Below are 26,828 nucleotides of genomic sequence, written 5' to 3'. Positions count from 1 at the left end.
AAAATTCCTCCAAATTTAATTATTTTTTAATTAAGATTTCTGCTATTTGAACTGCGTTTAAAGCAGCACCTTTTCTTATGTTATCTGCACAGATCCAAAGATTTAAACCTTTATCTAAGCTAAAGTCTCTTCTTATTCTTCCAACAAAGATATTGTCTTCTCCAGAAGCTTTAAGAGGAGTTGGGTAGATTAGGTTATCTTTATCATCGTAAAGAGTAACACCTTCTGTGTTTTTTAATAACTCTAAAATATCATTTATTTCAAAATCATTTTTAAGTTCTAAGTTAACACTTTCACTGTGAGAGTTTAATACAGGAACTCTAGCTGTAGTTGCTGTAACTCTAAGGTCTTTTAAACCTAAGATTTTTCTAGTTTCTTCAATCATTTTCATTTCTTCTTTAGTGTATCCGTTATCTAAAAATACATCTATATGTGGTAATACATTACCTGCTATAGGGTATGGGAACTTTTTAGGTTCTTCTCCTTTAAGACCGTTTTCTAAATCAGAAATGGCAGCAGCGCCAGCACCAGATACTGCTTGATAAGTAGAGTATACAACTCTTTCTAAACCGTATTTATCTTCTATTGCTTTTAAAATTGGCATAGCTTGAATAGTAGAACAGTTTGGATTTGCAATAATTCCATTATGCCATTTTACGTCTTCTGGATTTACTTCTGGAACAACTAAAGGAACTTTAGGGTCCATTCTCCAAGCGCTACTATTATCTATAACAACAGCACCTATTTTAGAAAACTCTGGTGCAAATTTTAAACTAGTATCTCCACCTGCTGAAAATAAAGCGAAATCTAAATCCTTATTTTCTATATTTTCTACAGAAGTTTCTAAAATAGCGTACTTCTTACCTCTAAATTCTAATTCTTTACCTGCTGATTTTTTTGAAGCATAAAGGTAAAGGTTTTTAATAGGAAAATTTCTTTCATCTAAAATTTCTAAAATTTTTCTACCTACATTACCTGTCGCCCCAACTACTGCAACGTTATACAAAATAATCCCTCCTAATTTATGTAGATAAATTTTTTATCTACATTTATAAATATATATATTAACTATAAGATTTAACGGAGTAAATATCAATAGCTATGGTAAAAATAGTGAACTATTAAAAGAAAAAAATAAAATATTATAATTTATTATATAAAAAATACTTACTTTTTTTACAAAATGTTTTCTAAATTTAGATTTATATTTGTGAAAACTTTATTTTTTGAATAATAGGTGAATATATGGAAAAAATACATAAAGAAATGGAGTGATTATGTATGAGTAAAACACCTTTAAAAAAAATAATTAAATCAAAATTAAAATCCAATAAAGAATTAACAGAAGCAGAAAAGATGAGAGAAAAAATTAAATACGAAATTGCAGGAGAACTCGGTTTAAGTGATAAAGTAGACGAGGGAGGTTGGGGATCTTTAACGGCTGAAGAAACAGGAAGAATAGGTGGAATGATGACAAGTAGAAAGAAAAGATTAAATATTCCAACAAACGAGCAAATACTAGGTAGAGAACCCTTAAAAGAAGATAAGATTGACTTAAAAGAAAAATAATTATAATATAATAAATAGTATTTAAAGTGACTGGGGGAGTTTTATGGCTTACGGCGAATTTGCAAAGATTTATGATGAACTTATAAATGAAGATATAGATTACGATAAAATAGGTAATAGGATTTTAGATATCTCTAAAGATTTAAAAATTGATTTTGAGGATTATCTAGATTTAGCTTGTGGAACTGGAAATGTATCTTTAAGACTTTCTAAAGAGTTTAATAAATCATTTGCTGTAGACTTATCAGAAGATATGTTAAGAGAGGCTTTTGAAAAGTTTAAAGAAGCTAGAATTAGAAGTAGAATAGTTTGCCAAGATATGACTGAACTTTCTTTAAATCATAAATTTGATTTAATTACTTCAGTTTTAGATTCTACTAATTATATTTTAGAAGATGAAGATTTAGAGAATTATTTTAAAGGGGTATACAATCACCTTAAAAAAGATGGTATATTTATCTTTGATATAAATTCTTACTATAAATTATCTACTATTTTAGGTAATAATATTTATACATATAATTCAGAAGAAGTTTTTTATTCTTGGGAAAACTCCTTTGAAGATGAGATAGTCAATATGTTTTTAACTTTCTTTATTAAAGACGGTGAATTATATGAAAGATTTGAAGAAGAACATTTTGAAAGAGCATATAAAGAAGAATTTATAGAAAACTTAGTTGCCAGTTTAGGTTTTGAAATTTTAGGTAAATACGACGGGTATTCAAAAGAATCAGTAAAAGACCAGTCAGAAAGAATTTTATATGTCCTTAAAAAAGGAGATTTGGAGGGATAAAAATGAAAGATAAAATTATTAGAGGTACTGCAAAAGACGGAATGATAAGATTTATTGGAGGAATTACAACTAATCTTGTAAACGAAGGTGTAAAAATACACGAGTGTACTCCAACGTCAGCAGCTGCCCTTGGAAGAATGCTTACAGGTTGTGCTCTTATGGGAGTTCAATTAAAAGGAGAAAAAGAAGCTATAACTCTTAAAATAAATGGTGGAGGCCCTGCAGGAAGCGTTACTGTAACTGGACATGCTGACGGGTCAGTTAAAGGATTTATAGGAAATCCAAATGTAGATATTCCACTTAAGCCAAATGGTAAGTTAGATGTAAGTGGAGCCTTAGGTCTAAACGGGATGTTATATGTAATAAAAGATATGGGACTTAAAGATCCGTATGTTGGTCAAGTTCCTATATACACAGGAGAGATAGCAGAAGACTTAGCTTATTACTTTACAGTTTCAGAGCAAACTCCATCTGCTGTATCACTTGGAGTTTTAGTAGATACAGATTATTCAATAAAAGCTTCAGGTGGATTTATAATTCAAATGATGCCAGACTCAGATCCGCTTTTAGCAGATATAATAACTTATAGATTAGAAGAAATTCCACCTATAACTACATTAATAAGTGAAGGGAAAACAATCGAAGATATTATAGAATTAATATTTAGCGATATGGACCCTAAAATATCAAGTGAAATTGTAGAACCTATGTATAAATGTGATTGCTCTAGAGAAAGAGTTGAAAAGGCACTTTTAAGTATAGGGCAAAAGGATTTAAATGAAATCTATGATGAAAATAAAAGCGAAGAGATAGTTTGTCATTTCTGTGGAACTAAATACGAGTTTACACATGATGATATAGGTAAGCTTATAGAAGAATCTAACAAATAAAATATATAAAAGAAAAAAGTGAAGTGTAAAATTTTTACGCTTCACTTTTTTATGTTTAAGATAAGCAAAATTAATAAGGATAGGAAGGAGTTAGGCCTATCCTAATAAAAGAAGAGGCGCCACCCAGATTTGAACTGGGGAATAGAGGTTTTGCAGACCTTCGCCTTACCACTTGGCTATAGCGCCAAAATAAAAAATAATAAATTTCTTTATATAAGATTATACTAAAATATATGAGTTTATATTACTAATTGTTAATAAAAAAGGAGTTTTTTATGGAAAAGATTAAAAAAATTCAAAAGGCACTTTTAGAAAGTGAAAAACCTTCTCTTATTTTAAATAGAATGATAGAAAAAGAAGAACTTAAAGATTATCCTTTTAATATGTTAGACGACCTTAGATTTACTATGCAATCGCCAAAATACCATAGCGAAGGTGTAGTTTGGAATCATATGATGCTAGTTATAGATGAAGGGGCTAAACTTCGAGAGTTTGCTAACGATAAAAAAACATTTATGTTTGGTCTTCTACTTCACGATATAGGAAAATCAAAAACTACTAAGTTTTTTAAAGGTAGGTGGACATCATATGATCACGATAAAGTTGGTGCTATTATGGGAAAGGAATTTTTAGATAATTTTAGTACCTTTAATAAAGAAGAAAAAGAAAAGATAATTAAATCAATAAAGTTTCATATGCACCATATATACATAAAAAAGAATTTGCCTTTTGGTGATATTAAAGCCATGAAAAAAGAAAATGATTTAAATGATTTGCTTTTAACTTTTATTTCGGATAAGGCTGGAAGAGGGGGAATTACTAAAGAAGAGCGAAGAGAAATTTTAAATGAAGTAAATTCTCTATTTAATAAGTACAAAGAAGAAGGATTAGTTAGTGGAGAGTTATTTTCTAAAAAGCTATAAATTTTATAGCTTTTTAGATTTAATATTGAACAAAAAAATATATTTTTGCGTAAGATATATTGTGATTAGAGTATGAGTAAACTTCCTCTATCAGTAAGTTTTCCACCCTTTAATGACACTATCTTTATATTTAAAGGCTTTAAAAAATTTAATATCAAATCTTTATATTTATAAAAATTAATATCACCAAATAATAAAAGTGTATTTCTGTTTAACATCCCTCCGACTCCACCTATAAAACCGTACTCAAAGGGTTTAAGTTCTATATCTCCAGGTGGAAGAAGGAGAGAATTATAACCTTCCTTTAAAAGAGAATTATGAATTCCTTTATCAGTAGTTATAAAATTATTCTCATTAATAGGCAGACAAGAGCATCTTGTATAGCCTTGCTTTACATTAATAAGTTTTTTACCTTTAAAGTTTTTTAAGATGTTTTTATCAGTAAAATCTAAGTTATGCATAATAAAATCTTCAGTTATTAAGGCGTTTAAAGAAATATCATTAGGATAAGTTGATTCTAATGATGTATCTGATACTATATAATCTACACCGTTAAAATTCAATTCTTCTAAAAAGGATTTTGGTATATCTTTATGAAGAATTACTTTTTTATTTACTATAGATAATTGAATATCAGTGTGGCCGTCTATAGCCTCATATAATTTATCTGACTTTGGAATTTTAATTGGTTTAAGATTTAACTTTTTTAAATTTTCTATTTCTAAATCAGTTGTTCTATAATCAACAAAACATAGCATAAAGAAAAGCCCTCCTAAAATTTGCTTATATTTAATGTACTATTTTTATAAAATATATTCAATAATTTTGGGAGTAAAAGAAAACTATGGTTCGTATAGTACTAGTTATGTTAATACATACTATTACTAGAAGGGAGTGAAATCTATGCTTGTACTAGAACTTGCGTATATGGGAGAGTTAGACTTTATAAAAGAGTTACAAGATTTGAAAACCCTACTTAAAGAAAAAAATATAGTAATAGGATTAGTAGAAAGAATTGAGGGCGAATTTCATATTGTTAAAGTCATGACAGAAGAGGCAAGAGAAAAAGAGGAAGCTTTTGAAAAAATTAAATTATATGTAAGCCATATGTTATACAAATTTGTAATAAGAAACTACAAAGAAAAAGAATTATTTGAATTTTTGTGGGATACTTACTTTTTCCTAAAAGGAGAAGATGTTATTGAAGCGGAAAAAAGAATAATGGAAACTTTAAATAGCGAAAATAGTATAAAAGATGAAGAAGATATTTACTGCCAAAATAAAATAAATGGTATTGTAGAAAAGATAAAGAATTGTTTAGAAGAAGAAAATTATTTAAATATAAATGGTTTTATAACTTTTAGAATGAAAGCTTTAAGAGAAGATATAGAAAAAATTATAGATAAAACAGTTCAAAAATATATGGTAGAAAAAGAATATAATGAATTTATAAAGCTTTTAAAATATTTTGTAGACATACAAGAGAGCAAAATAGAAAAGATACACATCTATATTAATAACGATGGAAACTATATTTTAAGAGATAATGATGGGATAGACCTATTAAAAGAATTTTCAAAAGATCTAAATGGTTCTAAAATAGGGAACGATGTTAATGTAGAAGATGTGATTATAAGCGGTCTTATAACCAATGCACCAAAAGAAATTTTAATTTATCACAAAGAACTATGTACAAATAGAGAATTTCTTGATACAATAGAGAAGGTCTTTGTAGAGAGAGTCAAATTTTTAGAATTTTCTAGAGAAATTAACTAAAAAGTGTTGACAAGATAAAAAAGAATATGTATAATAAATTTTGTTAAGAAGAAACAGCCGTTTCTCACCAGCAACTCTAGTGTAAGATGTTCGCTTGGTTAATTATCGTAATTAATTATTTGTTTTCGATAAAATAAGGACGGCAATATGCCGTCCTTTTATTTATATATATATATTCTGTATATGGTTATAAAGACGGAGGTGGAAGCCATTAGTAAAAATTATATTGCTAACGAAGAAATTAGAGCAAAAGAATTAAGAGTAATAGCTGGAGACGGTGAGCAACTTGGAATTATTCCAACAAGAGAAGCTCTTGAAAAGGCTTATGAAGGGGATTTGGATTTAGTGTTAATATCACCAACTGCCAATCCACCAGTAGCTAAAATAATGGATTTAGGAAAGTTCATATACGAACAATCTAAAAAAGAAAAAGAAGCAAAGAAGAAGCAAAAAATCATTAGTATAAAAGAAGTAAGAGTTAGTCTTACAATAGAAGAAAATGATATTGCTATAAAAGCTAAAAAAGCAAGAAAGTTCCTATTAGATGGGGATAAAGTTAAAATCACAGTCAGATTCAGAGGAAGAGAAATGAGTTTAACTCATTTAGGTCAAAAAATCCTTGACAACTTTGTAGGAAAATTAGAAGACGTTTGTGTCATCGAAAAACCTGCTAAAAAAGAAGGAAGAAATATGACTATGGTTTTAGGCCCTAAAAAGGCATAAACTGAGAGGAGGATTTTATCATGCCAAAAATGAAAACACATAGAGGTGCAGCAAAAAGATTCAGAAAGACAGGTACAGGGAAACTTAAAAGAGCTAAAGCTTTCAGAAGCCACATCTTAACTAAGAAAAGCTCAAAAACTAAGAGAAAACTTAGAAAAGGTGGATACGTATCTACAACTCAAGAGAAAAACATGAAGAAATTATTACCATACCTATAATAGTAACGCAGGAGGTTTAGAAGAGAATGGCAAGAGTAAAGAGAGCAGTTAACGCTCGTAAGAATCATAGAAAAGTATTAAAACTTGCAAAAGGATACTACGGTGGAAAAAGCAAGTTATTCAAAACAGCTAACGAATCAGTAATCAGAGCATTAAGAAATGCTTACGTTGGAAGAAGATTAAAAAAGAGAGACTACAGAAGACTTTGGATAGCTAGAATAAACGCAGCTACAAGAATGAATGGTCTTTCATACTCAAGATTCATGAACGGAATCAAATTAGCTGGAATAGATATAAACAGAAAAATGTTATCAGAGATAGCTATCAACGATCCAAAAGCTTTCGCTGAATTAGTTGAAGTTGCTAAAAAGCACTTAGCTTAATATAGATTTGTAAAATGCGACGTTTAGTCGCATTTTCTTTATATATAGAAGTTTTTTATAATGATAAGTTTTATAAAACTTAACAAATATAAAACTTTAATTTAACAGAAGGAAAGTATAATGTATAAAGCTTATAATATGCATTAAAATAGTATATAATAAGATTAAATGTTTAGGAAACCTTTGAGGTGATTGAATGAAGACGAAAATTAATAAGAAGCTTGATTTAAACGCTGTTCAAGTTCTTGCACTTGGTTTCTTTATAGTTATTCTTATAGGTGGAATCCTTTTAAGTCTACCTATATCATCAAAAAGTGGTGAGTATACAAACTTTTTAGATGCTGTATTTACTTCAACATCAGCAGTTTGTGTTACTGGTCTAGTAACTTTAGATACAGGTACTTACTGGAATCAGTTTGGACAAATAGTTATAATGCTTTTAATTGAAATTGGGGGACTGGGTTTCATGTCTTTTGCTACTTTCATAGCATTATTACTAGGGAAAAAGATAACTTTAAAAGATAGATTAATTATGCAAGAAGCAATGAACACATTTAGTATTCAAGGACTTGTAAAGATGGTACGATACGTATTAGGATTTACATTTGCAGTTCAATTTTTTGGTGCATTACTTTTATCAACACAATTTATACCTGAATTTGGTCTATTAAAAGGGATTTATTATAGTATATTCCACTCTATTTCAGGTTTTTGTAATGCAGGTTTTGACCTTTTAGGAGGTTTTAGCAGTGTAACAGGGTATTATAATAATCCTGTAATTCTTATAACTTTAAGTTTACTTATAATAATCGGTGGATTAGGATTTACAGTTTGGCTTGAAGTTTATAATTACAGGGGACTTAAAAAATTATCAGTTCACTCAAAAATAGTACTGTTAATTTCAGCAGTTCTAATAGTTGGTGGTACAATTTTAATGTATTTATTTGAGATGAATAACGCTCAAACTATAGGTAATATGAACGTAGGAGATAAAGTGTTAAACTCTTATTTTGCAGCAGTGTCTCCAAGGACAGCTGGGTTTAACAGTGTATCTACAGATGGGATGACAACAGCAGGAAAGATGCTTACAGTATTACTTATGTTTATAGGTGGTTCACCAGGGTCAACTGCAGGAGGACTTAAAACTGCAACATTTGGTATAGTTATACTTACTGTTATTTCGGTAATAAGAGGAAGAGAAGATACAGAGGTTTTTGGTAGAAGATTTGCTAAAGACTTAGTCTACAAGGCATTTGCTGTATTTTTTATAGGGATGTCACTAGTTTTAATAGTAACGCTTATTTTATCAGTAACAGAACCAAATGAAAAATTTATAAACCTTTTATATGAGGCTACATCAGCCTTTGGTACGGTAGGATTAACAACTGGAGTAACTCAAAGATTAAGTAGTATAGGTAAAATAATCATAATGATTACTATGTACTTTGGTAGAGTCGGTCCTCTTACTGTAGCGCTAGCTTTCTTAAGAAAGAAAAAGAAAAGAACAATGAAATACCCAGAAGGTAAGATTTTAATTGGTTAGGGGATGATTTTATGGCAAAAAGACAATTTGTTGTAATAGGACTTGGAAGATTTGGTTCTTCAGTAGCAGAAACGCTATACGGTCTAGGAAATGATGTATTAGTAATTGATAAAGATGAAGATTTAATACAAGATATTTCAGATAAGGTAACTCATGCGGTGCAAATGGATGCAACTGATGAAAATGCTTTAAGATCTCTTGGTTTAAGAAACTTTGACGTAGCTGTTGTTACTATAGGTTCAAACATACAAGCAAGTGTTATGGTAACTTTACTTGTAAAAGAACTTGGAGTTAGATATATAATAGCTAAAGGTAATAGTGATTTACACGCGAAAGTATTATATAAAATAGGTGCAGATAGAGTAATCTTACCTGAAAAAGATATGGGGGTTAGAGTTGCCCATAACTTAGTTTCAGAAAGTATTTTAGACTTTATAGAGCTATCTCCTGACTATAGCATAATGGAAATTGAAAGTTTAGAAGAGTGGACTGGAAGTACTTTAGGTGAATTAAAACTTAGAAGTAAATACGGAATAAACGTTATGGCAATTAAAAGAGGGGATGAAATTAACCTTTCACCTTTAGCAGATGATGTAGTTGAAGCTAAAGATATCTTAATTGCAATAGGATCTGCTGAAGATTTAAGTAAGCTTGAAGGTATGATAGTTAAATTAAATTAGTTTTTGAGGTGCGAAATTTGATTTACATTGAAAGTAAAGATAACTCAATTTTTAAAGGAACTAGAAAATTAAAAGATAGAAAAAACAGAACTAAAGAACATAAATATATAATAGAAGGTTTTAGAATCGTAGAAGAAGCACTAAAAGCTGGTGCTTCTTTAGATTCAGTTTTTTTTAATAAACAAAGCGAAGAAAAAGCACTAAACCTTTTAGAAAATTATAATTTTTCAGGTAGAAGTTTTGGATTAACAGATGAATTGTTTAATGAAATTTCAGATACTACAAATAGTCAAGGGATTATAGCCGTAGTAAATATGGAAAAAGAAAAAACTAAAGACTTTAAAGAATTTTATATACTTTGTGATAAGGTTCAAGACCCAGGGAATTTAGGGACTATTATAAGAACAGCGCACGCAGCAGGTTGTGATGGGGTTATATTAACTAAAGGAACAGTGGATATATATAACGAGAAAGTTATAAGGTCAACTATGGGTTCAATTTTCTATCTTCCTATAATTTTTGATGATGATTTAAATATTTTAAAAGCTTTAAAAGAAGATGGATTTAAAATTCTAGCAACATCACTAGAAGGAAAATGTGATTTCTTTAAAGAAGATTTAAAAGGTAAGGTAGTTGTAACAGTTGGAAATGAAGGAAACGGAGTTTCAAAAGAAGTATACGACCTTTCAGATTCAAAAGTTAAAATACCGATGCCAGGAAATGCAGAATCATTAAATGTTGCAGTTGCAACTTCAATAGTTTTGTATGAAAGAGTAAGACAAAAGTCTTAATAGATTACCACTTGAAAAATAATATTTTAAAATGTATAATGAACATATAATTTTAAATAATAAATACTAAGATTGAGAAAAGTAGGTATTAGATACTTTAAAAGGGAATAGAAACCTTAGACTGAAAGTTTCTTAAAGATTTGAAAATGCTGAAGTTCACTCAGGAGTACTAAAGGTGAAATTAAAGTAGTCTTTAGCGGTTAAAGACCGTTATTCTTAATCGAGTTGGGTTGTAATTAATTTATAACCAATTAGGGTGGTAACGCGGATTATTTCCGTCCCTTTATTTTAAGGGACGGTTTTTTTATTGTTTAAAATACCGTATTTATCTGAAAGGAGAATAGATATGCAAGAAAAAATTGCAAAGCTTAGAGAAGAAGCGCTAAAAAAAATCGAAGAAGTTAAAACTTCAGGAAAACTAGAAGAAATAAGAGTAAACTACCTTGGTAAAAAAGGTGAACTTACTACTATATTAAGAGGTATGAAAGATTTATCAAACGAAGAAAGACCTCTAGTTGGTAAGTTAGTAAATGAAGTTAAAAGTGAAGTTGAATTAAGAATTGAGGAAATAAAATCTTCAATTAAAGAAAGAGAAAAATCAGAAAAACTTCAAAGTGAAGTTATTGATATAACTCTTCCTGGTAAGAAAAATAGAGTAGGTAAAAGACACCCTCTAGATTTAACTTTAGAAAGTATGAAAGATATCTTTGTTTCTATGGGATTCACAATTGAAGAAGGGCCAGAAATAGAATTAGATAGATATAACTTTGAAGCTTTAAATATACCAAAGGATCATCCAGCTAGAAGTGAGCAAGATACTTTTTATATAAACGATAATTTAGTTTTAAGAACTCAAACTTCACCAGTTCAAGTTAGGACTATGGAAAAACAAACTCCACCTATAAAAATGATCTCACCTGGTAAAGTTTATAGATCAGATGATGTTGATGCAACTCACTCTCCAATATTCTACCAAATGGAAGGGTTAGTTATAGATAAAGGAGTTACTTTTGCAGATTTAAAAGGAACTTTAGAATTATTTGCAAAGAAAATGTTTGGAGAAAAGGTTAAAACTAAATTTAGACCGCACCATTTCCCATTTACAGAACCTTCAGCAGAAATGGATGCAACTTGCTTTGTTTGTGGCGGAGAAGGTTGTAAAGTATGTAAAGGTAGCGGTTGGATAGAAATTTTAGGTTGCGGTATGGTTCATCCAGACGTTCTTAGAAACTGCAACATAGACCCAGAAGTCTACCAAGGATTCGCATTTGGATTTGGAGTAGATAGAATGGTTATGCTTAAATACGGTATAGATGATATAAGATTATTATACGAAAGTGATATGAGATTCTTAGATCAATTCTAATTAAAGCATTAAATATTTAGGAGGTATTAAGATGAAAGTCCCATTCAGTTGGTTAAAAGATTATGTTAAAATAGATGAAAAAATGACGGCTCAAGAAGTAGGAGACGCGCTAACTCTTTCAGGTTCAGCTTTAGAAGGAGTGTTAGTACAAGGAGACAATATAAGTAGAGTAGTTACTTGTTTAATTACTAAAATAGATAAACACCCAGATGCTGAAAAGTTAAGCATCTGTCAAGTTGATATCGGAAGCGAAGAAATTCAAATAGTTACAGCTGCAACTAATATGAAAGAAGGGGATAAAGTTCCTGTAGCCCTTCACAAATCAATTCTTGCAGACGGAACTGAAATTAAAAAAGGAAAGCTAAGAGGAGAAGTATCAAACGGTATGTTCTGTTCAGAAGCTGAACTTGGACTTAAAGGTGAAGACGAAGTAGATGGTCTAATGATATTAGATAGCGATGCACCTTTAGGAGTAGAAATGAAAGTTTATTTAGGTCTTAAAAAAGAAATTTTAGACTTTGATATAACTTCAAACAGACCAGACTGTTTAAGTATGGTTGGAATGGCAAGAGAAACTGCTGCAACTTTAAGAACAGAGTATAAAATGCCAAACATGAATTACGAAGTAAAATCATCAGAAAATATAGAAAACTCTTTAAAAGTAGAAGTTAAAGATTCTCTTTGCAGAAGATATATGGCAAGAGGAGTTAAAAACGTAAAAATAGCTCCATCACCAAAATGGATGCAAGAGAGACTTTTAGAAGCTGGAGTTAGACCTATAAACAATATAGTTGATATAACAAACTTTGTTATGCTTGAAATAGGAGAACCTATGCATGCATTTGATAAAAGAGAAATATCAACAAATACTATAGTTGTTGAAAGAGCTTTAGAAAAAGAAAAATTCACTACTTTAGATGAAGTAGAAAGAGAATTAGATTCATCTATTCTTTGCATAAAAGACGGAGATAAAACTGTAGCTTTAGCTGGAATTATGGGTGGATTAAACTCAGAAGTTAAAGATGATACTTCAGAAATTATATTTGAATGTGCAAACTTTGAAGGAACTAACATAAGAGTTAATTCTAAAAAATTAGGATTAAGAACAGAAAGTTCATCAAGATTTGAAAAAGATATAGATCCAAACCTTGCTAAGTTAGCTTTAGATAGAGCTTGTGCTTTAGTTTGTGAACTAAACGCAGGTGAAGTTATGGAAGGAACTATAGACGTTTATAATGAGGTTAAAGAAGAAGGAGCTATAACGGTTTCTAGCCTTTGGGTAAATAAATTCTTAGGAACTTCAATATCAATCGAAGAAATGAAAAGATGTTTAGATAGCGTAGACTTAAAAACAGAAATCAAAGGGGAAGACTTAGAAATAACGATCCCAACATTTAGAATTGATATAGCTATAAAAGAAGATATAGCAGAAGAAATCGCAAGAATTTATGGATACAACAACATAGAAGGAACTATTTTTAAAGTTCAAACTGAAAGAGAACCTAAATACAAAAATGAAGTGTTAGGGGAAGAAGTGATTAGATTAATGACATCTTCAGGATTAAACCAATCTATAAGTTACTCATTTATATCACCTAAAGCTTTCGATAAGATAAACCTTAAAGAAGATAGCACTTTAAGAAATGTAGTTAAAATCAAAAATCCATTAGGAGAAGATTATAGCGTAATGAGAACTACTACTATAGCTTCAATGATGGAATCATTAGATAGAAACTCTGCAAGAAGTAATAGTGAAGCTTTATTATTTGAAATAGGTAAAGTTTACACTCCTTCAGAAAATGAAGAAGATCTACCTGTAGAGAAAAACATTTTAACTATAGGAATGTATGGAGATGTTGATTTCTTAAACCTTAAAGGAATAGTTGAAAACTTAATTGAAGGTTTAGGAGTTAAGGGAGTTAAGTTCCAAAGAGAAAGCGAAAATCCTAGCTTCCACCCAGGAAAAACTGCAAAACTAATAGTTGGAAGAAAAACAGAAGCTGGAGTATTTGGGGAAGTTCATCCAAACCTTAACGAAAACTTTGGTATAGATAAACCTTGTTATATAGCAGAATTAGATTTAGACTCTATATATGATAACTCAGTTACTGAGAAAAAATATAAAGAACTTCCAAAGTTCCCAGCAGTAACTAGAGATATAGCACTTTTAGTAGAAGATTCAATTTTAGTTGGAGATATAGAAGATACTATAAGAAAAGCATCAGGAAACTTAGTTGAAAAAGTTGAACTTTTTGATATCTATAAGGGAGAACAAATCCCAGAAGGTAAAAAAAGTATAGCTTATGCAATAGCTTATAGAAATCCACAAAAAACTTTAACTGATAAAGAAGTAAATAAAGTTCACGATAAAATATTAAGAGCTTTAGAGCACAAATTAGGTGCAATTTTAAGATAAAAAAATAGAAATTTAAAAAGTCATGATGAAAATCATGGCTTTTTTTCTATTTTATTCAAAAATATGGTAAAATAGAAGGGGGAAATATTTAAATTTTACTTAACATAATTGTTAAATTGCAAAAATTTAAATATAATTAAAGTATAAGTATATAAAATTTTGAGGTGGCAAAAATATGAAGAAAATTACAGTTAATATAAATGGGGTAGATTATAACTTAAGAGGAGAGGGGAATGAAGATTATCTTCGTGAAATATCTTCTTATGTAGATGGGAAATTAAAAGAGATAGGTTCTAAAAACAATATGTTATCAGTTTCTCAAGCTGCAGTTTTAACAGCTGTAAATATTACAGATGAATTATATAAAACTGATGATGCGTTAAGGGAACTTGCAAAAAACAGAAATAATTTAGAAGAAGAGAAAAAAACTCTTTATAAAACTATAGATGGGTTAAAAGAAAATCTAGACGAAGTTAAAAAAGAAACTGAAAAAGAAAAGTTAGGATTTGAAAGTGTTATATCTGGACTTAAAAAAGATAGGGAGGAATTATTAAAAGAAAAAAATATTTTAATAAAAGATGCTGAAAATCTAAAGCTAAATTTATCTACTAAAAATAAAGAGGTAAACAACTTAAAAGACGAGATAAAAAAAGTTTTAAAAGATTTAAAAGATTTAAAAATAGAAAAAGATAATTTGCTTAAGGAAAATAATGAAAATAAGTTAGAAAAAAAATCTCTTAAAGATACTATTTTAAATTTAAATAAAGAAAATGAAAAGAAGGATAATATAATAAAGAGAATTTCAAAAGAAAAGGTAGATGAAGTAAATAAAATTACAAGAGAAAAAAATAATGAGATAACTTCATTAAAAAATGAAAAAAATAATTTAATAAATAAAATTAAAGAAGAAAATAAAATTACTATATCTAAATTGAAAGAAGAAAATGAAGATAAGATAAATAGCATTTTAGATATAAAAGAAAAAGAAATAAAAGATGTGAAAGAAGAAAGTGAAAAAAATATATTAAATATTAAAAAAGAAAAGATAGAAGAAGTTAAGTTATTAAAAGAAGAAAATGAAAATAAATTAAACCTTTTAAAATCTGAAAAAGACCATATTATTAAATCTCTAAATGAAAATATAAAAGATTTAGATACTAATTTAAATAAAGAACTAAGAAAAACAAAAGAAAAGTTTGAAAAGATAAATATAGAAAAAGAAAATATAGAAAAAGAAAATCTTACTATAAAAGAAGAATTAGAATTAAAAAAATTAAATCTTGATACTTTGAAATCAAAGTTCTTAAAAGAAGAGAAGGATAAAAACAATTTAAAATTAGAGAAGGATAAACTTTTAGAAAAGGTTAGAAAGTTAGAAAATGAAAAGAAATTCTTAGAAAATGAAGCGGTTACTCTAAGTGAAAAAGAGACAAGTCTTAGAGGCAAGGTAGAAGATTTAAATAAAATAATAGAAATAAAAGAAAAGGATTTAGAGGGAATTAAATTTAAAAATAATGTTTTAAACAAAGAGATTGAAGAAAATAAAAAAGAAAAGCAAGAACTTAAAGATAGTTTAGATAGGATTAAAAATAGCAAAGCTTCATTAGAGATGGAATTAGATATGCAAAGAAGCAAGAATCTAGAAATTAAAGAAGAGATAAATCATCTATCAGATCTTTTAGGTAAAAGTGAAGGTGAATTAGAAGAGGCTAGAAGTAGTCTTTCTAATAAAGAATTAATCATAGAAGAACTTGAAAAGAGATTTAATTCTTCAAGAGTTGAAATAGAAGAGTATAAGAAAAAGGAAAATGATTTATTAATAGAGATTAAAAATAAAGAAGAAAAAATAGAGAATTTAGACTTGGAGTTTAATTTAAAAGAAAAAGAGATTGAAACTTTAAATGATGAGATAAATAAAGCTAAGAATCAAAAAAGATTAATATTAGAGTCAGGAAAAGAAACTAGAGAAGAACTTATAAGTAAAAAATACAAATGTGCAGACCTTGAAAAAAAATTGCATGAAAAGACTTTAGAACTAGCAATAATAACTAAAAAATATGAAACGCTACGCATAAATTCAAAAGGAAATGTACTTTTAAAATAAGTAAATATTAAGCGCTTAGAGAAATTATTTAAGCGCTTTGTTTTTATGCCTTTAATATGCTAGAATAAACAGAAGATAAGTAAGTGTTTTTACATTTAGGAGAGATGATAATAATGAATAAAATAGAAGTATTAGCGCCAGCAGGTAGCTTAGAAAGTTTATATGCTGCTATAAATAACGGATGTGATGCAATATATTTAGGTGGAAATAAGTTTTCAGCTAGAGCATATGCATCAAACTTTGATAACGAACAAATGCAAAAGGCTGTAGATTATGCTCACAGCTATGGGGTAAGCGTATATGTTACCATGAATACCCTTTTAAAAGAGGATGAGTTAAAAAAAGCAATAAAATATGTAGGATATCTTTATGAGATAGGTGTAGATGCACTTATAATTCAAGATTTAGGTTTATATAGAGAAATAAGAGAAAATTATAAAGACTTTGAAATACATGCGTCAACTCAAATGACTATACATAACGGACTTGGAGCAATTTATTTTAAAGATAAAGGATTCCATAGAATAGTTTTATCAAGAGAACTTAGTTTTGATGAAATTAAATACATATCAGATGACTTAAAAATAGAGACAGAGATGTTTGTTCACGGAGCTCTTTGTATTTGTTATTCAGGGCAGTGTTTAATGAGTTCTATGATAGGTGGAAGAAGCGGAAATAGAGGAAGATGTGCTCAGCCTTGTAGAATGGAATATACTCTTAAAAACACAAAAGGCGATGAGAGACGAGGATATCTTTTATCACCTAAAGATATGTGCACTATAGAGGACGTTAAAGATATTATAGATACAGGCACATATAGTTTAAAGATTGAAGGAAGAATGAAAAGACCAGAGTACGTAGCTGGAGTAGTAAGAAATTATAGAAAAGCTGTAGATAAGGAATTAAATAAAGAACTATTTGACCTTAAAAAAGGAAAGGAAGAATTACTTCAATTATTTAATAGAGGAGGCTTTACTAAAGCTTTCCTAAAAAAAGATACTGGAAAAGATATGATGAGTTATAACTTCCCTAAAAATACTGGAATATATCTTGGAAAGGTGCTTCCTAGTTTAGAAGTTTTATTAGAAGGTGATATAAGCCTTGGAGACGGCGTAAGGCACGGAGACTCAGGCTTTGTGATAAATAAAATAATAAAAGGAAATGAGGAAGTTAAAAAGGCTTCTAAAGGTGATAAGGTTAAGCTATTCCCATTAGGCTATAAAAAGTCAGAAGATATTTATAAAATGGCTGATAAAGATTTAAATGAAGATTTAAAAAGCACGATTAAGCCTTATATAAAGAAAATTCCTTTAAACCTATTAGTTAAATTTAAACTAGGTGAAAGTGTAGAATTAACGACTAATTTTAAAGGCACAGAATATAAAGTTTCTGGAAGTGAAGTTTTAGAAGCTACAAATAAACCTTTAGATAAAGAAAGAATAATTAAAGCTTTAAGTAAATCAGGAGATTATCCTTATAAGTTTAATAATATAGAATTTAGCCATTTTACAGACGGATTTTTAAGAGTTGGTGAGTTTAACGAACTTAGAAGAGAGCTATTTGATAAAGTTATAAAAGAAACTCAAAAAAGCTACAGAAGAAGAAGACCAAATGAAGTAAATAAATTTGAATCTAAGATAAAAGAAACTAAACTTAAAGGGTTAGTTATACCTAAGGTAGTTTTAAAAGAGCAATATAACGAAATAAAAGATGAGTTTAAATATATCATAGTAGATGTATTTAGTAGAGATGAAGATGGAATTAAAATAAGAGACATAGAAGAAATGAAAAAGAATAACGAAATTATTTTAAAGATTCCAAACATCTTAAAAGGTGAAATAGATAAAGTTATAAAAGTTATAGATGATTTAAAAGAAGATATATTTGGAATTTTAACTTCAAATGTTGGAATAATAAATAAATATAAAAATGAATTAGAAATTATAGGTGATTACAAACTTAACATATTTAATAGTAAGGCCTTAGATTTTTATAGTGAAGATATTAACCTTTTAACTATAAGTCAAGAATTAAACAGAAAAGAAATGAAGTCAGTTTTAAAAGGATTTAAAGGAAATATATCAACGATACTTTACGGAAAAACTGAACTTATGATAAGTGAGTACTGCCCAATTGGAAGTACCTTTGGTGGGAAAACTACAAAAAAAGATTGCAGTAGACCTTGTGAAAAAGATAGGTTTAATCTTATAGATAGAGTAGGTGAAAGCTTACCTTTAATGACAGATATTTTTTGTAGAAGTTACATTTTAAATAGTCTAGGGACTAATTTAATTAATGATTTAGATGATTTAAAAGAGATAGGTATAGATACCTTTAGATTAGACTTTACAAATGAAACTAAAAAAGAAGTTAGAGAAATTATAGACGAGTTAAAAGGAAATAAAGAAGTAGATGATAAAAACTATACTAAAGGCCATTATAGAAGAGGTGTAGAATAGATAATGAATGAGAGAACATTTAGGGTTTTAGAATTCGAAAAAATTAAAGATAGTGTTAGGAATTACGCAAAAACATCAGGTGGTAAAAATCTTATAAACAAGATGAAGCCTAAAAAATCAAGATTTGAAGTTATTAACTCTTTAGAAGAAACTAAAGAAGCATTAGATATGATAAATATAAAAGGGGCCCCTCCTTTTAGAAATATGGAGGGCGTTAAAGAAGGACTTTTAAGAGCATCTAAAGGAGGGTCTTTAAATCCTTTAGAACTATTAAACATAGGAAATATGTTAAGATGTTCTAGGCTTTTTAAAGAATACACAAAAAGAGAAGAAGATGAAGTTGCATTTTTAAAAATTGAAGATTTAGTTTCTATATTAGGAGAAGTTAAATCTTTAGAAGATGATATTGAAAGGGCTATTATTTCAGAAGATGAAATATCAGATAGGGCTTCAAGTACTTTATATAATATTAGAAGAAACTTAAAAGAAAAAAATTCATCTGTAAGAGAAAAGATAAACTCGCTTGTAAAAAGTAATTCAAGTTATCTTCAAGATAACCTTTATACAATGAGAGGTGATAGATACGTACTTCCTGTAAGAATTGAATATAAATCACAAGTTCCAGGTATAGTTCACGATTCAAGTTCAACAGGCGCGACAGTTTATATAGAACCTACAAGCCTTGTTAATTTAAATAACGAAATAAAAGAACTTATGATTAAAGAAGCAAAAGAAATAGAAAGAATCTTAAGAGAACTTACAGATAAAGTACGTGATAATATAGACCTTTTAAAAAGCAATAACAAAATGCTTGGAGTTTTAGATTTTATTTTTGCAAAAGCTAATTACGCTTTAAAAATAGAAGGAACTATTCCTAAAGTATCAGAAGACGGAAGTTTTGATTTAATAAGTGCAAGACATCCTTTAATAGATATAGACAAAGTTATAGCATCTGATATTTATCTTGGAAAAGATTATAACGTTCTTATGATTACAGGACCTAATACTGGTGGTAAAACTGTTACTATAAAGACAGTTGGAAGTATTCATCTAATGGCTCTTAGCGGTCTTTTAATTCCAGCTATGGAAGGGTCTACTGTAGGGTTTTATTACGAAATCTTTGCAGATATAGGAGATGAACAAAGTATAGAGCAATCTCTATCAACTTTTTCAGGTCATATGACCAATATAGTAGATATTATGAAAGAGGCAACTAAGGAGTCTTTAGTAATTTTTGATGAATTAGGAGCAGGTACAGACCCTACGGAAGGGGCAGCACTTGCAGCTTCAATTATAGAAAATTTAAAAAGAAGAGGAACTAAAGTTATAGCAACTACTCACTATAGCGAACTTAAAAGCTATGCTTTAAGAACAGAAGATGTTGAAAATGCTTCAGTTGAGTTTGATATTAAAACTTTAAGACCAACATATAGACTTTTAATTGGAGTTCCAGGTAAATCTAATGCCTTTGAAATATCAAGAAGACTAGGTCTTTCAAATGATGTAATAAAAGAGGCAAAAGAATTTATAGATGAAGAAAATCTACAATTCGAAGATCTAATTAAAGACCTTCAAGAAAAGAGTATTATAGCTAAAAAAGAAGCAAGAGAAGCTCAAAATGAAAGAGCTACAGTATTAAAACTTAGAAGAGAATACGAAGAAAAACTAAAGAGATTAGATAATACTAAAGATAAAGCTTATATGGATGCTAGGCGTGAAGCTAAAGATATTATATCTAAAGCTAAAGAAGAGGCTGATGATATCTTAAAAGCAATGAGAGAACTTGAAAAGCTTGGAATTTCAGGTGGTGGAAGAAATAGACTTGAAGAAGAGAGAAAGAAGCTTAAAGATAGTTTAGAAGAAAAGGAAAGAGCTATTAATAAAAGCAAAGAAAATGACGGAGAAGCTATTAAAAATATTTCTCTTGGAATGGAAGCTTTCCTTCCTTCATTAAATCAAAATGTAATAGTTATATCACTTCCAGATAATAAGGGTGAAGTTCAAGTTGAAGCTGGTATTATGAAAATTAGTGTAAAAGCTAAAGATCTAAGAGTTTCAACAAACAACAAAAAAGCTAAAAAAGAAAAGAAAAAAAGAGAAGTTAAATTAAATTTAAGTTCTGTTGATTCTAGAGTAGATTTAAGAGGTATGGATGCATTAGACGCTTGTTATACTTGCGATAAGTATTTAGATGATGCTTATAGAGCTAATCTTTCAGAAGTTTCAATAGTACACGGTAAAGGTACTGGCGTTTTAAGAAAAGCTATAAACGATATGTTAAAAAGACACCCTCATGTAAAGAGTTATAGACTAGGTATTTACGGTGAAGGTGGAGACGGAGTAACTATAGTAACTTTAAAATAATGTTAAAATTGTAACTGGATTTTTAAATCCAGTTACACCAAAAAACTAAAAATGATTAACGATTACACTAGACTTTGCAAAAAAATATCGAAAAATGGGTTTATTTTTTTCCTTCATTAAATTATAATTATGTTATATTTTTTATCAATTTGGGAAATAGAAATAGGAGAGATAATATGACTAATAAAGATTCTTACGTACTATTAATGGGAGCATCAATAGTAGATATACTAGGATTTAGTAGAAGCACTTACAAAGGAAAAGACTCAAATCCTGGAAATATAAAAATATCATTAGGGGGCGTTTGTAGAAACATAGCGGAAAACCTTGCAAGGGTTGGTGTTAATACAAAATTCATCTCTATTATAGGAGATGACAAAAATGGAAGAAATATTCTTGAGCATTCAAAAATGATAGGGTATGATATGGAAGATTCTCTTATCCTAGAAGGTGGATGCACTCCAACTTATATGGCTATACTAGACCACACAGGTGAGATGGTTTCAGCAGTAGTAGATATGGAATGCTTAGACGAAATGGATAGAGATTTCGTAGATTCAAAAAAAGATGCTATAAAAAATGCAGAGTATACAATTTTAGATGCAGATGATGCAGAAATCCTAGAGTACATACTAAAAACTTATGAGGGACAGACTAAATTTATACTAGATCCTGTTTCAGCAGCTAAAGCTGAAAAGATAAAGCATTTAGCAAAATATTTCCACACAATTAAACCTAACAGAATAGAAGCAGAAATAATGTGTGGATTTAAAATAGAAACAGACGAAGATTTAAAGAAAGCTGGAGAATATTTCTTAAGCCTTGGAATTACTAATGTATTTATTAGTTTAGATGAAGAAGGCATATACTACACAAATGGAAAAGAATCAGGAAAGATAAAAGCAACAAACGCAGTAGTTAAAAATACTACAGGTGCTGGAGACTCTTTTGTAGCTGGAGTAGGATATGGATATATGTCAGGATTATCTATGGCAGATACAGTTAAATATGCTATAGCAATGTCAATTATAACTATTTCTCATGAAGATACAATAAATCCAAAGATGAGTGATGAATACGTAGAATTATATTTAGATAAAATAAACTGGGTTGAAAAAACTTATTAATTTATAAAAATAGATATCTTTAATGCTTTAAGCATTATTAGATATCTATTTTTTTTCTATATTTTAATAAAAGATTAATATCTTAATAAATACTTCATAAAGCTAATAGATAATAAAAAATAATTGTACTATAATCAAAATAAATTATTTTTTATAAAGGAGGTGTTTTAACTTTTGAATGAAATAAATATTTTTGTTGCATTTTTAGCAGGAATTGCTTCATTTATTTCACCTTGTGTATTACCTTTAATACCAGCTTACGTAAATATTCTATCAAATGGTGAAAAGGGCCGAGACGTTATATTAAAAAAATCATTAATATTTATTTTAGGGTTTACTTTAATATTTATAATTATGGGTGCATCTTTTAGTTTTTTAGGAAAGCTATTTAATGAAAACATAAGAATACTTAAAATAGTTTCGGGGGGGTTAATTATAATTTTTGGTTTACATACTTTAGATATAATTAAATTCAAAAGCTTCTATAAAGAGAAAAGGTTTATGCATAAAGTAAATGGTGCTAAGCCTTTTCTTATGGGGATGGCTTTTGCTACAGGGTGGACTCCTTGTATTGGTCCGATTCTTGGAAGTATTTTATTATATACATCAACTAGTGAAAGCGGTATAAATGGTATATTAATGCTTGCTTTTTACTCATTAGGTCTTGGAGTGCCATTTGTAATAACAGGAATGCTTATAGATAAGTTTAATTCATATAAAGGAAGATTATATTCTTTTATGAAATATATTAAAATTATATCTGGTGTTATAATGATTTTAGTTGGAGTGCTTATTATGACTAATAAATTAGTTATATTTATAGGCTTAATTTCTTAGGAGGACAGAAAAATTATGAAAAAGATAATAATTGCATTTATAATAATAGCTGTAGGTGCAGGAGCTTACGGAATGCTAAATAAGAGTAAAGAGGATAAAAATAAAGAAAAGACGCAAATTATAGATGAAAATAAGCCGCCTCTTGATATTCAAAGAAAACTTGAAGAAGAAAAAAACTATTTAGCTAAAGATTTTGAATTAAAAGATATTAATGGGAAAACAGTTTCATTAGAAAGTTTTAAGGGTAAAAATATTATGCTAAACTTTTGGGCATCTTGGTGTGTTCCTTGTAAATCTGAAATGCCAGATTTACAAAAGCTTCAAGACGAAAGTAAAAATGATAAAGATTTTGAAATAGTAACAATAAACGTTGGAGAAAGTAGTAAAAAGGCAAAGGAATTTTTAGAAAAAAATAATTTAAACCTTTATACACTACTTGATGATGAAGCTGAAGTTTCTATGAACTACGGTGCAAGTGTATTACCTACAACTTTCTTAATAGATGAAAAAGGGTATGTTAAGAAGATAGTTAAAGGTGCTATGAATTTTGAAACTATGAAAGACTATAAAGAAGGATTAATAAATGATATGTATTAGGGGAGTGATTTGATGATATTAATTAGTGCATGTCTTTGTGGGTGTAATTGTAAATACAATGGTAAAAACAATTTAAATGAAAAGTGTCTTAAGATATTAAAAGAAAAGAGAGGAATTCCAGTTTGCCCAGAGCAATTAGGGGGACTTAAGACTCCAAGAGTTCCATCTGAAATAAAAGAAGAAAAAGTTATAAATAAAGATTTAGAAGATGTTACAAAAAACTTTGTAAATGGGGCAAAAGAAGCCTTAAAACTTGCAAAACTAGTAGATTGCAAGATAGCTATTTTAAAAGATGGAAGTCCATCTTGTGGAAGTGATTACATATATGACGGTAGTTTTACAGGAAAAAAGATAAAAGGAAAGGGAATAACAGCTAATTTACTCGAAGAAAATGGAATAAAAGTAATATCAGAAAATGAACTAGATGTAAACTTTGTGTAAACTGCTTTATTGACAGATAATAAGTTGTATGGTAAATTTATTAACGAAATAACTAAAATATATTGTCTTAAATCTAAGTCATATTATTATAATTGATTTGGTTTTTATATTTTGTTTCGTGGAGTGGTAATAAGTGATTATTGAAAAGATATACAACAATAATGTAGTCTTAGCAATAGATGATAAGACTAGAAAAGAAGTGATTATAACAGGTTGTGGTATTGCTTTTAAAAAAAAGGTAGGTCAAGGAATTGATGAAGATAAAATAGAAAAAACTTACATCATTCAAAATCCTAATTTTCAAAATAAAGTGCAACAACTTGCAGCTGTTATAAAAGAAGAGGTATTTGAAGCTAGTTCTAAAATTATCGAATATACTGAAAAAGTTTTAGATTCAGAACTTGATGAACATATTTATATTGCATTAACGGACCATATATCTTTTGCTATTAAAAGATGCAGTGAAGGAATTACTATTAAAAACGAACTTCTTCACGAGATTAAAAGAGTTCATTTAAAAGAATATAAAATAGGTCTTTGGGCGCTTAAATATATCGAAAAAACTTTAGGTGTAAGATTAGAAGAAGACGAGGCTGGTTTTATTGCATTACATATAGTAAATGCAAACTTTAAAGAAGAAAGAAGAGAAACTATTTTAAGCACAAGAATTATAGATGGAATTCTTATGATAATTAAAGGCGAATTTAATATAGAGTTTAATAAAAACGATATGAATTACGATAGATTATTAACCCATCTAAGATATTTTTCGAAAAGAGTTATAGTAAATAAATATCTAAACAATGATTCTAAAGGGCTAATTGATATAATTATGATTAAATACCCTAAAGAATATGATTGTGCACTTAATATTAGAAAATATATAAAAGAAGAATTTAACTACGGAGTAAGTGATGATGAAATAATCTATTTAGTTCTTCATATTCATAGAGTAGTTACGGTTTCAGAATTACTTAAATTTTAAAAATAGCTTAAGGTTTTCCTTAAGCTATTTTTTATTTTATTCTAAATAAAGGTTTTTTATATTTTCTATATCTTCACTTGTTAGAGAAAACTCTTCTTTAAAGTAAGAGTCAAAAGAGCCATATTTTTTCATTATTATATCAAAGCTAGATTTAATAAATTCTTTCTTTACTCCGAGTAAGCCTTTTATTTCTTTCATTTGATCTTTAGTTAAATTTAAATTAAAACTTTTAGGGTCATACTTTTCTTCTAAAACTTTTAAGTGATTTTTAGTGCAATCATTAGTTAATAAGTAATCACTGATAACATCTTTCATATCTACCCCAAGTAAAAGAAGAATTAAAGCTGAACCAAAGCCTGTCCTATCTTTCCCAGCTGTGCAGTGTTGAAGAAGAGGAGTATTGTCTTTAAGTTTAATAGATTCTATAAGAGTTTTATAAGCCTTATTATTAAGGGGCATGCTTTTATAGCCATCTATCAAATAATCTACTACAGAATCTAATTTATTATTTTTAATGGCGTTTTTAATAGAAGTAAACATATCCAAATTATTATTTAAAGTTTGAATTCCAGATAGGTTATAATATTTAATTCCGCTAAGTAAAATATCTGGATTGGATTTAACTTCATCAGAAGATCTGTAATCAAATATAGTTTTAATATCTAAAGTTTTAAAATAATCTAAATCTTCTCCTTTTAAGTTATGTAAATCTTCTGATCTATAGAAAATACCATATTTTACTCTTCTACCGTCTTTTGTTTTATATCCGCCGATATCTCTAAAATTATAGAAATTTTTTAAAGGAAGAACCCTTTCTGCAATTTCAAATTGGGAAGAGGGGGTAGTTATTTTATAAAATGTTCTATTTTCAGGCTTAGGATCTTTAAACTCTACAAAATCCTTATTTACAAAATTAAAAAGCTTTTTATAAGTATCATCTTTAAAGTCTTTATAAAATATACTTCCTTTTGAGACTGTTTGGTTAAAATTAATCCTGACCATATTATTTTTTCTTGATAATTTACATTCAAAATTATTCAAATTTATCACCTCTTTAAATTTATTTTACAACTAAATTATTACAGATATGTGTAAAAAAAATAAAAATATGGGGTAATGTATAAAAAAGTTCAAAAGAGGAATAATTAAAAAAGAATTGTTTAAAGGATATAAGGAGGAATTGATTTGAGTAATTTAAAAGTTAAAGAAAGAGTACTAGGCAAAGGACACTCTGCAAGAAGACTAAGAAATAATGGGGTTGTGCCTGGCGTTATTTATGGAAAAGAGATAGGTAATATGCTTTTTGAAGTAGGAGAACTAGAAATTTCTAAAGAAATCTCAAACTGCGGGGAACATGGAGTTCTATCTTTAAATATAGATGGTAAAAACAAAAATGTTCATATTAAAGAGGTTCAAAGAGAACCTGTTAATCATAAAATAGTTCATATTGATTTAGAAGAAATAGAAAAAGGTGAGATGATAACAGCCGAAATTCCAATAAACTTTGAAGGTGAAGGATACCTTTCTAAAAATGGATCTGTACTTCAAAAAGAAAGGGCAGCTATTAAAATTGAGTGTGATCCTTTAAATATGCCAAAGTCAGTAACAGTTGATGTTTCTAAAGGGATTGGAGGTTCTGTATATAGAGCATACGATATAGAGTCTTCAAATGAACTTTCTATAGTTGATGACTTAGATTCTATAATAGCATCAGTTTCTTACGAACAAAAGTTAGATACTGAAGACTTTGAAGAAGCTAAAGAAGCTAAAAAAGAAGAAACAAATTAAAGCATTTAATAAAGAAATCTATAGATATAGGTTTCTTTTTTAACGTAGATTTAAG

The 26,828-nt window shown here is 28.6% G+C and carries 25 protein-coding genes, 1 tRNA gene and 2 other annotated features; of the genes, 22 read left to right on the top strand and 4 right to left on the bottom strand.

Annotated features, from left to right (window positions below; translation table 11 throughout):
- Nucleotides 1-19 precede the first annotated feature (19 nt).
- Entirely contained in the window at nt 20-1,006 is a 987-nt protein-coding gene (locus INR60_RS06135; RefSeq protein WP_194190595.1) for an aspartate-semialdehyde dehydrogenase, read from the bottom strand.
- Nucleotides 1,007-1,281: 275 nt separating this feature from the next.
- On the opposite strand from INR60_RS06135, the gene INR60_RS06130 reads away from it, so the two are divergent.
- From INR60_RS06130 to hslO, 3 genes are read left to right on the top strand one after another with little or no spacing between them, the layout of a single operon-like run.
- Nucleotides 1,282-1,569 carry an alpha/beta-type small acid-soluble spore protein gene (locus INR60_RS06130; protein ID WP_194190594.1) on the top strand — a complete coding sequence of 96 codons (288 nt, stop codon included), beginning with the start codon at nt 1,282-1,284 and terminating at the stop codon, nt 1,567-1,569.
- A 43-nt stretch (nt 1,570-1,612) separates the two neighbouring features.
- Complete coding sequence (locus tag INR60_RS06125) at nt 1,613-2,362, top strand: class I SAM-dependent DNA methyltransferase (RefSeq protein ID WP_194190593.1); 750 nt, start codon at nt 1,613-1,615, stop codon at nt 2,360-2,362.
- A gap of 2 nt (nt 2,363-2,364) precedes the next feature.
- Entirely contained in the window at nt 2,365-3,252 is an 888-nt protein-coding gene (gene hslO / locus INR60_RS06120; RefSeq protein WP_194190592.1) for an Hsp33 family molecular chaperone HslO, read from the top strand.
- Nucleotides 3,253-3,366: 114 nt separating this feature from the next.
- Here the strand turns inward: hslO and INR60_RS06115 are convergent.
- Nucleotides 3,367-3,438 (bottom strand) — tRNA-Cys (locus INR60_RS06115).
- An 89-nt stretch (nt 3,439-3,527) separates the two neighbouring features.
- Here INR60_RS06115 and INR60_RS06110 point away from each other — a divergent pair.
- On the top strand, nt 3,528-4,175 hold the full coding sequence (locus tag INR60_RS06110; protein ID WP_194190591.1) for an HDIG domain-containing metalloprotein: 648 nt from the start codon (nt 3,528-3,530) through the stop codon (nt 4,173-4,175).
- A 65-nt stretch (nt 4,176-4,240) separates the two neighbouring features.
- Here the strand turns inward: INR60_RS06110 and INR60_RS06105 are convergent, their stop codons facing one another.
- Nucleotides 4,241-4,933 carry a DUF6873 family GME fold protein gene (locus INR60_RS06105; protein ID WP_194190590.1) on the bottom strand — a complete coding sequence of 231 codons (693 nt, stop codon included), beginning with the start codon at nt 4,931-4,933 and terminating at the stop codon, nt 4,241-4,243.
- A 145-nt stretch (nt 4,934-5,078) separates the two neighbouring features.
- On the opposite strand from INR60_RS06105, the gene ytxC reads away from it, so the two are divergent.
- From ytxC to licT, 17 genes are all read left to right on the top strand, one after another.
- Complete coding sequence (gene ytxC, locus INR60_RS06100; protein ID WP_194190589.1) at nt 5,079-5,951, top strand: putative sporulation protein YtxC; 873 nt, start codon at nt 5,079-5,081, stop codon at nt 5,949-5,951.
- A gap of 39 nt (nt 5,952-5,990) precedes the next feature.
- Nucleotides 5,991-6,119, top strand: a sequence feature (ribosomal protein L20 leader region).
- A gap of 15 nt (nt 6,120-6,134) precedes the next feature.
- Nucleotides 6,135-6,674: a translation initiation factor IF-3 gene (infC, locus tag INR60_RS06095; RefSeq protein WP_238480394.1), complete on the top strand. Its 540-nt coding sequence runs from the start codon at nt 6,135-6,137 to the stop codon at nt 6,672-6,674.
- Between the two features lie 20 nt (nt 6,675-6,694).
- The gene (gene rpmI / locus INR60_RS06090; RefSeq protein WP_194190588.1) at nt 6,695-6,892 is read left to right on the top strand and encodes a 50S ribosomal protein L35; all 198 of its coding nucleotides are present in this window, start codon (nt 6,695-6,697) and stop codon (nt 6,890-6,892) included.
- A 26-nt stretch (nt 6,893-6,918) separates the two neighbouring features.
- The gene (gene rplT, locus INR60_RS06085) at nt 6,919-7,275 is read left to right on the top strand and encodes a 50S ribosomal protein L20 (protein WP_194190587.1); all 357 of its coding nucleotides are present in this window, start codon (nt 6,919-6,921) and stop codon (nt 7,273-7,275) included.
- A 196-nt stretch (nt 7,276-7,471) separates the two neighbouring features.
- Nucleotides 7,472-8,818 (top strand): TrkH family potassium uptake protein, encoded by a 1,347-nt coding sequence (locus INR60_RS06080; RefSeq protein ID WP_194190586.1) that lies wholly within the window; start codon nt 7,472-7,474, stop codon nt 8,816-8,818.
- An 11-nt stretch (nt 8,819-8,829) separates the two neighbouring features.
- Nucleotides 8,830-9,498, top strand: a complete 669-nt coding sequence (locus tag INR60_RS06075; RefSeq protein WP_194190585.1) for a potassium channel family protein — start codon at nt 8,830-8,832, stop codon at nt 9,496-9,498.
- Between the two features lie 17 nt (nt 9,499-9,515).
- On the top strand, nt 9,516-10,289 hold the full coding sequence (locus tag INR60_RS06070) for a TrmH family RNA methyltransferase (protein ID WP_194190584.1): 774 nt from the start codon (nt 9,516-9,518) through the stop codon (nt 10,287-10,289).
- A 59-nt stretch (nt 10,290-10,348) separates the two neighbouring features.
- Nucleotides 10,349-10,575, top strand: a binding site (T-box leader).
- 60 nt (nt 10,576-10,635) lie between these two features.
- Entirely contained in the window at nt 10,636-11,655 is a 1,020-nt protein-coding gene (gene pheS, locus INR60_RS06065) for a phenylalanine--tRNA ligase subunit alpha (protein ID WP_194190583.1), read from the top strand.
- A gap of 31 nt (nt 11,656-11,686) precedes the next feature.
- Nucleotides 11,687-14,071, top strand: coding sequence for a phenylalanine--tRNA ligase subunit beta (pheT, locus tag INR60_RS06060; RefSeq protein ID WP_194190582.1), 2,385 nt, complete (start codon nt 11,687-11,689; stop codon nt 14,069-14,071).
- Between the two features lie 175 nt (nt 14,072-14,246).
- Nucleotides 14,247-16,175 carry a cell division protein ZapA gene (gene zapA, locus INR60_RS06055; protein WP_194190581.1) on the top strand — a complete coding sequence of 643 codons (1,929 nt, stop codon included), beginning with the start codon at nt 14,247-14,249 and terminating at the stop codon, nt 16,173-16,175.
- A gap of 113 nt (nt 16,176-16,288) precedes the next feature.
- Nucleotides 16,289-18,634, top strand: coding sequence for a U32 family peptidase (locus tag INR60_RS06050; protein ID WP_194190580.1), 2,346 nt, complete (start codon nt 16,289-16,291; stop codon nt 18,632-18,634).
- Nucleotides 18,635-18,637: 3 nt separating this feature from the next.
- Nucleotides 18,638-20,998 (top strand): endonuclease MutS2, encoded by a 2,361-nt coding sequence (locus INR60_RS06045; protein WP_194190579.1) that lies wholly within the window; start codon nt 18,638-18,640, stop codon nt 20,996-20,998.
- Nucleotides 20,999-21,174: 176 nt separating this feature from the next.
- Nucleotides 21,175-22,125 carry a carbohydrate kinase family protein gene (locus INR60_RS06040; RefSeq protein ID WP_194190578.1) on the top strand — a complete coding sequence of 317 codons (951 nt, stop codon included), beginning with the start codon at nt 21,175-21,177 and terminating at the stop codon, nt 22,123-22,125.
- 174 nt (nt 22,126-22,299) lie between these two features.
- On the top strand, nt 22,300-22,962 hold the full coding sequence (locus INR60_RS06035; RefSeq protein WP_194190577.1) for a cytochrome c biogenesis CcdA family protein: 663 nt from the start codon (nt 22,300-22,302) through the stop codon (nt 22,960-22,962).
- Nucleotides 22,963-22,977: 15 nt separating this feature from the next.
- A complete protein-coding gene (locus INR60_RS06030) occupies nt 22,978-23,559 on the top strand; it encodes a TlpA disulfide reductase family protein (RefSeq protein WP_194190576.1) in 582 nt (193 codons plus the stop codon).
- Between the two features lie 12 nt (nt 23,560-23,571).
- On the top strand, nt 23,572-24,000 hold the full coding sequence (locus tag INR60_RS06025) for a 2-thiouracil desulfurase family protein (RefSeq protein ID WP_194190575.1): 429 nt from the start codon (nt 23,572-23,574) through the stop codon (nt 23,998-24,000).
- 133 nt (nt 24,001-24,133) lie between these two features.
- Complete coding sequence (licT, locus tag INR60_RS06020; RefSeq protein ID WP_194190574.1) at nt 24,134-24,985, top strand: BglG family transcription antiterminator LicT; 852 nt, start codon at nt 24,134-24,136, stop codon at nt 24,983-24,985.
- Nucleotides 24,986-25,021: 36 nt separating this feature from the next.
- Here licT and INR60_RS06015 read toward each other — a convergent pair whose 3' ends face one another.
- Entirely contained in the window at nt 25,022-26,026 is a 1,005-nt protein-coding gene (locus INR60_RS06015) for a tyrosine-protein phosphatase (protein WP_194190573.1), read from the bottom strand.
- Between the two features lie 144 nt (nt 26,027-26,170).
- On the opposite strand from INR60_RS06015, the gene INR60_RS06010 reads away from it, so the two are divergent.
- Nucleotides 26,171-26,773 (top strand): 50S ribosomal protein L25, encoded by a 603-nt coding sequence (locus INR60_RS06010; RefSeq protein WP_194190572.1) that lies wholly within the window; start codon nt 26,171-26,173, stop codon nt 26,771-26,773.
- Nucleotides 26,774-26,828: the final 55 nt, after the last annotated feature.

Origin of the sequence: Clostridium chrysemydis, from assembly GCF_015234215.1 — a bacterium.
GTDB lineage: Bacteria > Bacillota > Clostridia > Clostridiales > Clostridiaceae > Clostridium > Clostridium chrysemydis.
This window is presented reverse-complemented; position numbering and strand designations above follow the sequence as displayed.

Coding starts and splice junctions, on each gene's coding strand:
- INR60_RS06130 (WP_194190594.1), top strand. CDS start 1,282: ATGAGTAAAACACCTTTAAAAAAAATAATTAAATCAAAATTAAAATCC.
- INR60_RS06125 (WP_194190593.1), top strand. CDS start 1,613: ATGGCTTACGGCGAATTTGCAAAGATTTATGATGAACTTATAAATGAA.
- hslO (WP_194190592.1), top strand. CDS start 2,365: ATGAAAGATAAAATTATTAGAGGTACTGCAAAAGACGGAATGATAAGA.
- INR60_RS06110 (WP_194190591.1), top strand. CDS start 3,528: ATGGAAAAGATTAAAAAAATTCAAAAGGCACTTTTAGAAAGTGAAAAA.
- INR60_RS06105 (WP_194190590.1), bottom strand. CDS start 4,933: ATGCTATGTTTTGTTGATTATAGAACAACTGATTTAGAAATAGAAAAT.
- ytxC (WP_194190589.1), top strand. CDS start 5,079: ATGCTTGTACTAGAACTTGCGTATATGGGAGAGTTAGACTTTATAAAA.
- infC (WP_238480394.1), top strand. CDS start 6,135: ATGGTTATAAAGACGGAGGTGGAAGCCATTAGTAAAAATTATATTGCT.
- rpmI (WP_194190588.1), top strand. CDS start 6,695: ATGCCAAAAATGAAAACACATAGAGGTGCAGCAAAAAGATTCAGAAAG.
- rplT (WP_194190587.1), top strand. CDS start 6,919: ATGGCAAGAGTAAAGAGAGCAGTTAACGCTCGTAAGAATCATAGAAAA.
- INR60_RS06080 (WP_194190586.1), top strand. CDS start 7,472: ATGAAGACGAAAATTAATAAGAAGCTTGATTTAAACGCTGTTCAAGTT.
- INR60_RS06075 (WP_194190585.1), top strand. CDS start 8,830: ATGGCAAAAAGACAATTTGTTGTAATAGGACTTGGAAGATTTGGTTCT.
- pheS (WP_194190583.1), top strand. CDS start 10,636: ATGCAAGAAAAAATTGCAAAGCTTAGAGAAGAAGCGCTAAAAAAAATC.
- pheT (WP_194190582.1), top strand. CDS start 11,687: ATGAAAGTCCCATTCAGTTGGTTAAAAGATTATGTTAAAATAGATGAA.
- zapA (WP_194190581.1), top strand. CDS start 14,247: ATGAAGAAAATTACAGTTAATATAAATGGGGTAGATTATAACTTAAGA.
- INR60_RS06050 (WP_194190580.1), top strand. CDS start 16,289: ATGAATAAAATAGAAGTATTAGCGCCAGCAGGTAGCTTAGAAAGTTTA.
- INR60_RS06045 (WP_194190579.1), top strand. CDS start 18,638: ATGAATGAGAGAACATTTAGGGTTTTAGAATTCGAAAAAATTAAAGAT.
- INR60_RS06040 (WP_194190578.1), top strand. CDS start 21,175: ATGACTAATAAAGATTCTTACGTACTATTAATGGGAGCATCAATAGTA.
- INR60_RS06030 (WP_194190576.1), top strand. CDS start 22,978: ATGAAAAAGATAATAATTGCATTTATAATAATAGCTGTAGGTGCAGGA.
- INR60_RS06025 (WP_194190575.1), top strand. CDS start 23,572: ATGATATTAATTAGTGCATGTCTTTGTGGGTGTAATTGTAAATACAAT.